The sequence below is a fragment of the Bradyrhizobium sp. Leo114 genome, assembly GCF_055229415.2.
Genome location: NZ_JBUYEN020000244.1, coordinates 1 through 328, shown reverse-complemented (window position 1 = coordinate 328; position 328 = coordinate 1). Strand labels below are relative to the sequence as shown.

At 56.4% G+C, this 328-nt stretch carries 1 pseudogene; it reads left to right on the top strand.

The annotated features are described in order from the left end of the window. Positions 1-87: 87 nt before the first annotated feature. Positions 88-328: pseudogene (locus ACZIRK_RS45585) on the top strand (IS110 family transposase); the annotation flags it as partial.

The following is a 328-nucleotide window of genomic DNA, read 5'->3' as shown; positions in this document are numbered from 1 at the left end:
GATTGATGTGGTGGAACGGCCCGCTCCGACAGCATCATCGTGCTAAAACGTGGTCGTTATTCGAACGCCACAAGGAGGAACCGTTCCATGAAACAGATTAGCACCATCGGGTTGGATTTGGCGAAGCACATTTTTCAAGTTCACGGCGCGGGTGGCGATGGCTCGCCGGTGTTGAACCGGAGACTACGGCGCAGCGAAGTTCTGCGTTTCTTTGAGAAGCTGCCACCATGCCTGGTGGGGATGGAAGCCTGCGGCAGCGCCCATTATTGGGCGCGCGAGATTGCAACTTTCGGTCATCAAGTGCGGCTGATTCCGCCGGCTTATGTCA